Consider the following 10,969-nt stretch of genomic DNA (forward strand, 5'->3'; position numbering starts at 1 on the left):
GTAAGTGTGCCCGGTAGCCGTCATACTGAGTAAGGTCAAAACATGGAGCGGAATACGCTCTAATTAATCGTTGCTCAAATTATTGATATGATGATAGCGATGGAGGTTTTCCTCATCGCTATTTTTTAAATCAGCATCCTTTAATTTAACGCCTGTAAACATTACAGCGCCAAAATGGGCGTTAATGGTAATTAATTTCTGCGGATTAGCCTTGCCTAAACTGCCTGTATAATTTTTAGCAGCACCCTGATCATTTTGAGTAGCTTTATGGTTCATCTTAACCTTTGTATCCCGGTAGGTAAAGTCACCGTTGTTGGTAGTAATATTAAAATTGGCGTTCTCATTATCAGTAGTAGCCAATTTTACACTTGAATAGGCCGAGGTTACATCCAGGCTTTTCAATCGCCTGTCGAGCCCATTAATTTGCAAATCGCCGCAAAATCTGGCCTTAATGTTTGCTGAGGTATGTATTCTGCCAATTTTGGACGAACCGTAGCTTACACTCACATTCAATTTATCGCATTCCATCAGGTCAAGCTTGCCAAAGGCTACATCCAGGATGCTGCCGCAAAGATTTTCAATATCGGCACTGCCATAATGCACTTTAATAGCATTAAGCGGGTTTGATAGCTTACCCGCTTTCAGGCTGCCATAAAAATTGCTGATAGTAAGCTTGCCATCCAGATTGGGTAACACCGTATTACCATAACGGTTATTAACCACCAGCGCGTTTTTTACAGGCATGTAAACTGTATAATTGATCTCGATTTTTTTAACGCGTGTTTTAGCATCTCCGTGCCAAAGTTCGGTGCCTTTGCCGCTATCATCGCCAATTATTGTTTTGAAGGATACTGATGCGCCGGTTTTATAGTCGGCAATATTTATTACATCTAAAAACTGTTGCGCGTCGTTTGCGTCATCGGCATAAATTTTCATTTGTACGTCCACCTTAAATTCAGGCTTATTCCAGGTGTTTATGGTAACCCTGCCAAAGGTATTTTCTATTTTTAGCTGACTATTTACATCCGCAGGGTACGTTTTGCTGTAGTTTTTTGTTCGCAGTTTAACCCCGCCATTTTCAACCTCACTTTCCAGGTCAGCGTTTTGGCCTGCTATATCAAAATGCTTTAATAAAGGATAGTCGGGAATAAGCGTTGGCATCACGACATCGGCAAGCGAGTCCAGGCCTTGAACCAACCGGGCACTGAGCTCAGCGTTATCTGTATCTGAAACCGTTTGGGCAGCAACTGTACCGGCAGTTGCCCATAACCCAATTATCCCCAATAAGGTTAGGCTGAATAATTTTACTTTCATGGCGTAGGTTTTTAAACTGTTGATATCGGATAATGATTGTTTCAACAGCAAATGACACTACAATTTTCGCCACGTTGCAGCAAGCCCTAAAATAATTAAAATTAAAACCTGTAACTGACACCTAACTGAAAGGTATTGTATATTTTTCGGTATGATCCTATCGGGCTGCTCACCTTATAAGGCATCAACTGATAACGGCCGTCAATATCAAACTGCTTAATATGCAAACTTACCCCACCGCTAAAACCAACATTGAGTTTTTTAACGGTAGTAAAGCCCACGGTATCGGCTATGGTTTTACGGAAAAATAAAGAATCGCGCCGGTTAAGCTCCGAAATTTTAGCGCTCGCGTCAGATTGCTTGAGCCCCAGACTAATTACCGGACCGGCCTTAAAGCTGATGAGGTTAGATGCCTTATACTCCAGGCTGATGGGAATATCAAGGGCTAACACCTTGCGCGAATCGGTGATCCGGAACGCTTGCAAGGAATCGGGAGCATAAAAGCTGGGATGTGTATACGTTCCGCTAAGTTGTTTTTTTCCGCTAAAGCGTACGCCCGCGTTTACCAACCATCTGTTGTTCAGGTTAACCGAGCCAAAACCGCCGAAATATACATTACTACTACTGCTCCCCGTATTTAAACCAACCTCTAACCCATAATGATATGGCTGCACATTGATCTCCCCTGCTTGCCTATACTTAGGCGCTTTGGATGCTTTTAAAGCTTTACCGCTATTACGGGCTTTGGTTTTATTGGCATTGATCTGGGTATTTGCCTTTTCATTAACCATAGGCTTTCCATTATTGGCCGTACCCGTACTTCCTCCGGTTAAACTTGCATTTATTCCGGTATAGAGAGTTGCCGATGCAGCACCATTGGCTTGGGTAACGCCTCCAATATCAGTTTGCTCCGGTTGTGCAGGAGTATTATTCCCGGCATCTTTCATTACGGGTTTATTAATGGTGTTTAATGGCATTGTTGTTTGTGCAGCACCGTTTACTATATTATTAGCAGATGCCTGGCTATTGCTTTGCATGGCCATAACTCCCTGCACCCAGCGCCCGATACCTGGCTGATGTTTAGCTTTTTGTACCGAATCTACCCAGCTGTTTGAGGTCTGCGGAGTTAATGATTGCGTTGTGGCTTGTACCAGATCAGTATCCTTTTGAGTTTGGATGGTGTCTGAGTGTAAACTATCTGTTAATAAACTATCGGCCGGGATACTATTATTATTTTTTAGCTGATGCTGTTCTGTTTTATGTTTGGGCTTATGTTGCTTGTGTGCCTTATGCTGTAAAAAATAAGCGCCGCCGCCAATCATGGCAGCAGCAGGCAATACATAAGCAAACAACGATACCAGTTTTGCACCCAGCGGTTTTACAGCCGCATGCCCGGCAGCAGGCGCTCCCGGCGGCATCGTTTTATCAAGCGCCGCTTTCATACCAGCCCATGCAGCCGCGGCAGCATCATCCTGAACAGGAAGCTCATCAAGCTTTTTAAGCCAAAGTTTATGATACCATGCTGAATTTTTCATGAGGCTTTGTTTTTATTTTCAGTTGGTTCATGGATACTTTTTGATGATGGTTGCAGCGTTGCCCGCAATTGCCTTTTAGCTTCGGACAAGTGCCACCTGGACGTGCTTTCGCTGATCTGCAATTGCTCCCCAATTTCTTTATGCGAATAGCCCTCTACTACCGAAAGGTTAAAGACCAACTGGGTAGCGGCAGGCAGCGTACGGATAGCCTTCAGTAAATCTTCCGCATATAATTTGTTTAATATATCAGGGTTAATAAAAACAGCGTCTGTATCGTCGCTGTTTTCAGTACCCTCATTAAATTTCGCTTCCTTCCTGATCAGGTCAATACAGGTACGCACCATAATGGCCCGTATCCATGCGCCCAATTCGCCTTTGCTTTGTTCAAAGGCATTTATATTTTGAAATACTTTTAAAAAACCGGTGTTAATGGCCTCCACAGCCAAATCGTTCGATTTGAGGTAGCGGTAACAAAGCCTGAGCATTTCAGCATAGAACAGTTTATATAAACCTTCCTGCGCTTGCCGGTTGTTGGCTTTGCAGCCTTTAATAAGCTGCTCCACCGGCTTAGCAAATAGGTTCATTCAGTGTAATAAGAGTATTAGTATCCATAGCTATTCTACGGGCATTACGTGGCCCGCAGTGCAAACGCTGGGTTAAATTTGAACTTTTTTAAATTATTCTGAATATTATTTTTTTGACTGTTTTTTACCCAACGTTTAATTTGCAGGGGCCGTAAGGCCAGTATTAAACCATGTTACCTCATGTATCAACAGCAAAGCTACGACAACCATGCCGGCTGGTATAACCGCCACTTCCCTACCCGCGAGGCAAAAGTTAATTTTTTAAAGGTAAAATCAACCAAGGAAAATAATATTGCCCAATGGTTGCAACAATTATTTTTCAAATGCCTTGATCCGTTATTGAATGAGCCCTTTCAGCAATGGCTTACCGTTGGCGATGCTTACGGCTTTGACGCGCAATACATTTTACAAAAGGGCAGCCACGCCCTGGCCACCGACCTTAACACTAACTTTTTGGAGGTAGCCCGTGACGAGCACATCATACGCGAGTACGCCGCTGAAAATGCCGAAAAGCTATCCTTTGGTGATGCAGCGTTTGATTACGTGCTTTGTAAAGAATCGTACCATCACTTTCCCCGGCCGTATGCCGCACTGTACGAAATGATGCGCGTGGCCCGCAAGGGAATCGTGATCATGGAACCACAGGACCCCGTATTAAAAATGCCCCTGCTGCTTTGGCTCAGCAATGTACTGACCACCAAAAGCCGCACGCTTAACAAAATTTGGAAAAACCGTTTCTCATTTGAGCCCGTGGGCAATTTTGTTTACAAGGTATCGGAGCGGGAATTTGAAAAATTTGCAGCTGGGCTTAACCTGCCGTTGGTAGCTTTTAAAAGGATAAACCCCAACTTTCATTTTCAGGGTGCCGATGATGTACCGGCTCATCTGGGGAATAGCATTTTTTTCGCCATCCGTGCTAAAAAATTGATGCTTGATATTTTAATGAAACTGAAGCTGATACCCGGGCAGGTATTATCGGCTATTGTTTTTAAACAGCAGCCTGATGAACAAACGATGCAACAGCTCCGCGCCGATGGTTACCGGCTGGTTGTTATCCCTGATAATCCGTATATAAAATAGAGTGGGCTTAGCTAAGAGTTATAGTTTAGAAAACATATTTGAAGTACCTTTTTTATTTGATTTTCCTAAACGCAAATATTTCCGTTCTAATTTAAATGGTAAAAAAGGCTCAATACTGTCAATATAATTCCAAAATTTTTCATTGGGTTCTTCAAAAGGGAGGCATAAGCTTGGAATTACGCAATTTCTCCTTGATAACCAAATTAAAACACTTGAAGTAAATTGCTGGTTGGGCAGTTCAGTATTTGAAGCCATATCTATAAGCTTAAAATCATACGATAAAATCAGCTCAACTGGCCCCAGGTTATATTTAGGCCAGGGCTGACCTTTTATCATAAAGTCTACTGCCTTTTTTAGATCTCCGGTATCTAAATCCCAATCTGTGACGGTTTGTTTTAATGGAATATTTTGAGGATAGAGATTCCCAATAGATGAAGTGGCTCCGGCACCAAAATTACTTTTTGTATATTCTAATACCTCTTGTGCCAACTCCGGAGATTCCCCGTGGTCTTCATCTGCTGAAAAAGCGTGCAGGGAAATAGTAGTTGGATTTTCAATGTTAGCAGTGGTACAGGTTTCTAAGAATAATTGAATATTATTCCAGACCTTTTCTATTTTTTTGCCGGGTAAAGATTGAGTTGTTCTGCTCTTAGGCAAGCTATAAATGATGTAGCGCCGTGATGCGATCATAGGTTTTAAATGTAAGCATTTTATAGCGACAGGCATTTTGCTCCGTCGCTATTTTTTTATACTTTTCTTCGATTTATGAAGAAGAATAATCCCCTCCCGTTGATAATCTGTTTTTTACTGATTGCTTATCATTCCGCTGCTCAAAAATATTACCCGGTAAACCGCAGCCAGTCGCCGGGTAAAATGGTTTATTATATCGACCCCATTAAAGGCGACGATCAAAACACCGGTACCGATAATAAGCATGCCTGGAAAACTTTTAGAGGTATCAACAGTCGCTCACTATCTGCCGGGGACAGGATCAATGTGCTGCCCGGCGATTTTCATCAATCATTAGTATTTAGTGGTAAAGGAACCAGCAAAGCTCCTATCACACTTAATTTTGCTCCGGGTACCTATAATTTTTTTCCGGATGGCGCTTTTAAAAAGCAGTTCCACATTACCAATACCAATGATGTGCCCTATGGCCTCAAGGCAGTTGCCCTTTACATTAACAACAGCAGTTTTGTTAGCATCAAAGCTGATGGGGCCAAAATGATGATGCGCGGTAAAATGATCGAGACCTGTGTAGATCATAGCCAAAATATCAGCATCAACGGTATCAGTTATGATTACTTCCGCCCCACCGTATCTGAGCTACAGGTAACCAATACCGGCGACCATTTCGCCGACCTACAGATCCATCCGGATTCCAAATACAGCATTGCCGATAGCCTGCTTACCTGGCAGGGCGAAGGCTGGAGCTACAAACCCATTGACCTTTGGCAGGTGCTCGACCCGAAAACCGGCGATCTGCACCGTATCGATATAGCTATGGCCGGTGTTAAATACGCTCAAACGGCACCTAATACCGTGCGTGCCTATTTTACACAAAACCCCGGCTTTAAAACCGGGCTCATTTACCAGAACCGTGATATTACCCGCGATTGCGCAGGTATTTTTATGCGCTACAGTAAAAACATCAGCCTTAAAAACGTCAACATTTATTTTATGCATGGCATGGGCGTGGTGAGCCAGTTTTGCCAAAATATCAGTATGGACAGGATAGCTGTACGGCCCGAAGCAAACTCCGGCAAAACCTGTGCGGCCTGGGCGGATATCCTTCATTTTTCGGGATGCCGCGGGCAAATCACTATCAGCAACTCCTACCTTTCGGGAGCCAATGACGATGCCATCAATATCCACGGTACTTATTTAAGAATAATGGGGTCGCCGAAGCCTAAGCAGGTGCTGGCGCGCTTTATGCACAACCAAACTTATGGCTTTGATGCTTTCACCAAAGGCGATAGCGTGGCTTTTATCCACCCCGAAACATTGCAGCAGTATAGTCAAAATGTGGTAACGGCTACCAAACAGATCAACGATAAAGATTTTCTCCTTACACTGAAACAGCCGCTGCCTAAAGGTATGGGGGCAATTGATGTATTGGAAAACACCACCTGGACTCCCCGGGTTTGGATACACCATGATACCATTGCCAAAATACCTACACGCGGCGTACTGGTAACCTCGCGCCGTAAAATGATGATCGAACATTGCGTTTTTCAGCATCCGCACCAAAGCGGTATATCTGTAGCTAACGATGCGGCCAACTGGTATGAATCAGGAATGGTACGCGACCTCACCATCCGCGATAATGATTTTGTGAATTGCGGTGAACCGGCCATTATCTTTTGCCCGGAAAACACGCAATCAAAAGGACCTGTACATCAAAACATAACTATTTTAAATAACCGGTTTAATTTGCAGGGTGTGCAGGCGCTTTCGGCAAAAAGTACGGCCAACATTAAATTCAAAGGCAATACTATTAAAGCTGAAAAGCCTGCGGATATAAAAAAGATGATTGTACTGAAGGATTGTACGGGAGTGGAAATTGAGGGGAATGTGGTTAAATAGTAAAACATACCTCTTTCAAACTACTCACCCCGTCTGCGCTACGCTGGACGACCTTCTCTTCAGCTATGCTGAAAAGAGGGTGAGGAATTTGTTTATTAACCTTTTCTCTCCATTGTTACAGCAAACGACACGTTTTTGGCTTTTAATGCCCTCTTTCCGCCGCAGGCGAAGAGAGGGCGGTCGAGCGAAGCTATGACCGGGTGAGTCGCTTCAGAAACAAACGCATTATCAGGATTACCACAAGCGGGACGCTTGCTGTAGCGGCGAGGCACGAAGCAATCGCGAGCCGTGCAGATTCCCTCTGTAAAGTCTGCGATTGCCACGCTGCGCTCGCAATGACAGTAAATTCCACCCCCTCCTTCAAAACTTTTTGAAACATTTTCAGAAAACTTTCCTTATATATGCCCCGAATATTGTTAAAATCAATTTTGCATCTATGATCATTGAACCTAAAATACGCGGCTTTATATGTTTAACTACACATCCAAAAGGCTGCGAACAAAACGTAATCAATCAAATCAACTACGTTAAATTAAAACCAGCTGTTAACGGCACTAAAAAAGCGCTGATCATTGGCGCATCTACCGGTTTTGGCCTGTCGTCGCGCATTACCAGCGCGTTTGAATCGGGCGCGGCAACTATTGGTGTTTACTTTGAAAAACCACCTGCACCGGGCAAACCCGCATCAGCCGGATGGTATAACACCGCCGCTTTTGAAAAACAGGCGCATGAAGCTGGTCTATATGCCAAAAGCATTAATGGCGACGCTTTTTCTGACGAAGTAAAACAAAAAACCATCGACCTGATCAAGGCCGATTTAGGCCAGGTTGACCTGGTGATATACAGCCTGGCATCACCACGCAGAACTAACCCTAAAACAGGCATTACCCACAGCTCGGTACTGAAACCTATTGGCGAAGTTTTCACCGATAAAACGGTTGATTTTCATACCGGCGTAGTATCTGAAGTGTCTATTAACCCGGCAAATGAAGAAGAGATTGCCAACACTGTAGCCGTTATGGGCGGCGAAGACTGGCAGTTTTGGATAGAAGATCTGAAAGCAGCGGGCGTACTGGCCGATGGAGCCATCACCATTGCCTACTCATACATTGGCCCTAAGGTTACAGAAAAGGTTTACAGCAAAGGCACTATTGGTCGCGCGAAGGACCACCTTGCCGCAACATCAAAACTGATCAACGATAAGCTGAAGGATATTAACGGTAAAGCCATTATCTCGGTAAATAAAGCCCTGGTTACGCAAGCGAGCTCGGCCATTCCGGTTATTCCGCTTTATATTTCATTATTGTACAAGGTAATGAAAGCGGAGGGTACGCATGAAGGTTGTATTGAGCAAATACAGCGTTTGTTTGAACAACGTCTGTACACCGGAGGCACCATCCCTACCGATGCTGAAGGCCGTATCCGTATAGACGACTGGGAACTGAACCCTGAGGTGCAAGCCAAAGTGGCTGAACTGTGGGTAAAAGCAACTACCGAAACCCTGCCCGAACTGGGCGACCTTAAAGGTTACAAAACCGACTTCCTGAACCTGTTTGGTTTTGACGTACCGGGCGTAAACTACCAGGAAGATGTTGACGAAATGGTAGCCATACCAGGTTTGGTTAGCTAATAGCAACTTATATTAATACTGATATGCAGACTTACGAAGTTTTAAAAACTTCGTAAGTCTTGCTAAAAACTAATTAAACCATCTTCCGGTTTGGAATTTGCGCCGGATCAAATACATAGGCCACTCCTTTCGGCGTTCCGGTGGCATTGCCCTCATTAAAGCCATGATAAAATTGATTGTTAAGATTGGCATTTTTGCTGTAGAGGTTAGGCGTTCCGTCGGTATCGTCATTGTTGCAGCCTGCAGCTAAACCATTGCCCAGGCTCACCAGCCAATGGCCATAACCAAATTCTTCCTTATAGTTAATATACACAATATATCCTCGTGGTACCGGCGGCAATTGACTACCGGAGGTAAATGGTTGAGCAGAGGTCCAAATTTGCTGTGGAGTACCTAATTTAGTTTTTAAATCGCTAATACTACTAATAGCAGTACTTTTCAGGTACCAGGGATAAGATACAAGCCCGCTTTTTAATAGCCATGCCATAACGGCCATATAACAGGTACCACTGCCAATGGTAAAACGTTCATCCCGGTTAAGTTTATAATCGCGATGGTTATTACTGGTAGGCGGGCCACCTGCATTTTCCGCAACCTCCGCCAGTTCCGCCGCGTTATCGCATGGAGCTGTAAATACCCTGATACCATTATCAATAGCATTTTTATTTCTGGATTTCCAATGATCTACACTGATCGTATGCCAGTTAGAATCAAGCATATTGGTGCGTGTATATAAATTTGATATATAATAGCGCTGGCAAAGCAGCAATGCCCGCAGAGCCCCCCTCCTATCTTTATCAATCCTTTTTGCAAATAAACCAAGAGATATATCTTTACTTACGACTCTCGTCCTGTCACTGGTCATCGCTTTTTCTACCGCGAGCCCAAGCTGTTTATCTACCTGTTTAATATAGCTAACGGCATCATCAATTCGTTCTTCAGGTTCTTTATTGTTAAACATGATCTGATTTTTTTAAACAAAATTGAATAATGCTCATATTATAACCTATCCCCGAAATTGGTGAGCCCATCACCATAATTGTCTGAACCACGATTTTGGGGATTATCCATGGCAAGATTTACGAAGTTTTAAAAACTTCGTAAATCTTTTACCCCTCCCCGGCCTCCCAATTGTTAATATTTTTATTCACAGCTTTATCAATCTTACTTTCCCCTTTCGGCTCAAAACCTTAATTTCGCTTTTTCAAGAAAAGAGGAACAGATTTTGGATTATTTACAGGGTTTAAACCCCGAACAAAGGGCAGCGGTAGAACAAACCGAAGGGCCGGTAATGATCATTGCCGGTGCCGGATCAGGCAAAACAAGGGTTATTACTTACAGGGTAGCCCACCTGATACATAAAGGTGTTGATTCTTTTAACATACTGGTATTAACCTTTACCAACAAGGCCGCCCGCGAAATGCGCGAGCGTATTACCCATGTGGTAGGTTCTGAGGCTAAAAACATCTGGATGGGTACCTTCCACTCGGTTTTTGCCAAAATATTGCGGGTTGAGGCCGAAAAAATTGGCTACCCCAGCAATTTTACCATTTATGATACCGATGATAGCAAAAGTGTATTAAGGGCCATTTTAAAGGAACTGAACCTTGACGATAAGCTGTACAATGTAAATTTTGTACTTAACCGCATATCGGCCTCTAAAAACAACCTGATATCGTGGCAGGAATATAATAAGAACGAGCAGATACAGGCTGATGATTTTTCGAGCGGACGCGGACAGTTGGGTAAAATTTACGAAATGTATGCCACCCGCTGCTACCGTGCAGGCGCTATGGATTTTGACGATTTGCTGTATAAAACCAACGAACTGTTAAAACTGCATCCCGATGTACTTAACAAATATCAACACAAGTTTAAGTACCTGATGGTGGATGAGTATCAGGATACCAACTTTTCACAATACCTGATTGTAAAAAAACTGGCTGCCGTTAATGAAAACTTGTGCGTTGTGGGCGATGATGCCCAGAGTATCTATGCTTTCCGCGGGGCCAATATTCAGAACATCCTCAATTTTGAAAAAGATTATCCGGATTTGAAAGTGTTTAAGCTGGAGCAGAACTACCGATCCACCCAAAATATTGTGAACGTTGCCAACAGCATTATCAGCAATAATAAGGAGCAGCTTAAAAAGAATGTTTTTTCTGAAAAAGAGACCGGCGATAAAATAAAAGTGATGCGCGCCTTCAGCGATAACGAAGAAGGTAAAGTAGTGGCCGAAA

9 protein-coding genes are annotated in these 10,969 nt (G+C 43.4%); 4 read left to right on the forward strand and 5 right to left on the reverse strand.

The genetic code is table 11. The features are described 5' to 3' along the window. Positions 1–63 precede the first annotated feature (63 nt). From AAGC65_RS11790 to AAGC65_RS11800, 3 genes are all read right to left on the reverse strand, one after another. Positions 64–1,314, reverse strand: a complete 1,251-nt coding sequence (locus tag AAGC65_RS11790) for a hypothetical protein (RefSeq protein ID WP_343112651.1) — start codon at positions 1,312–1,314, stop codon at positions 64–66. A gap of 101 nt (positions 1,315–1,415) precedes the next feature. Next, positions 1,416–2,849, reverse strand: a complete 1,434-nt coding sequence (locus tag AAGC65_RS11795; protein WP_343112652.1) for an outer membrane beta-barrel protein — start codon at positions 2,847–2,849, stop codon at positions 1,416–1,418. After that, positions 2,846–3,433 (reverse strand): RNA polymerase sigma factor, encoded by a 588-nt coding sequence (locus AAGC65_RS11800; protein ID WP_343112653.1) that lies wholly within the window; start codon positions 3,431–3,433, stop codon positions 2,846–2,848. The genes AAGC65_RS11795 and AAGC65_RS11800 overlap by 4 nt, the downstream gene beginning before the upstream one ends. A 180-nt stretch (positions 3,434–3,613) precedes the next feature. On the opposite strand from AAGC65_RS11800, the gene AAGC65_RS11805 reads away from it, so the two are divergent. Next, on the forward strand, positions 3,614–4,513 hold the full coding sequence (locus AAGC65_RS11805) for a class I SAM-dependent methyltransferase (RefSeq protein WP_343112654.1): 900 nt from the start codon (positions 3,614–3,616) through the stop codon (positions 4,511–4,513). A gap of 18 nt (positions 4,514–4,531) precedes the next feature. Here AAGC65_RS11805 and AAGC65_RS11810 read toward each other — a convergent pair whose 3' ends face one another. Further along, positions 4,532–5,203 (reverse strand): hypothetical protein, encoded by a 672-nt coding sequence (locus tag AAGC65_RS11810; protein ID WP_343112655.1) that lies wholly within the window; start codon positions 5,201–5,203, stop codon positions 4,532–4,534. Positions 5,204–5,278: 75 nt separating this feature from the next. Between AAGC65_RS11810 and AAGC65_RS11815 the strand changes: the two genes are divergently transcribed. After that, a complete protein-coding gene (locus AAGC65_RS11815; RefSeq protein ID WP_343112656.1) occupies positions 5,279–7,099 on the forward strand; it encodes a right-handed parallel beta-helix repeat-containing protein in 1,821 nt (606 codons plus the stop codon). Between the two features lie 436 nt (positions 7,100–7,535). Continuing rightward, positions 7,536–8,729: an enoyl-ACP reductase FabV gene (gene fabV, locus AAGC65_RS11820; protein ID WP_343112657.1), complete on the forward strand. Its 1,194-nt coding sequence runs from the start codon at positions 7,536–7,538 to the stop codon at positions 8,727–8,729. 73 nt (positions 8,730–8,802) lie between these two features. On the opposite strand, the gene AAGC65_RS11825 is transcribed toward fabV, so the two are convergent. After that, complete coding sequence (locus tag AAGC65_RS11825; RefSeq protein ID WP_343112658.1) at positions 8,803–9,690, reverse strand: hypothetical protein; 888 nt, start codon at positions 9,688–9,690, stop codon at positions 8,803–8,805. Positions 9,691–9,954: 264 nt separating this feature from the next. On the opposite strand from AAGC65_RS11825, the gene AAGC65_RS11830 reads away from it, so the two are divergent. Continuing rightward, on the forward strand, positions 9,955–10,969 hold a 1,015-nt coding region (locus AAGC65_RS11830), incomplete at its 3' end, for a UvrD-helicase domain-containing protein (RefSeq protein ID WP_343112659.1).

This window comes from Mucilaginibacter sp. (assembly GCF_039207105.1).
Lineage (GTDB): Bacteria > Bacteroidota > Bacteroidia > Sphingobacteriales > Sphingobacteriaceae > Mucilaginibacter.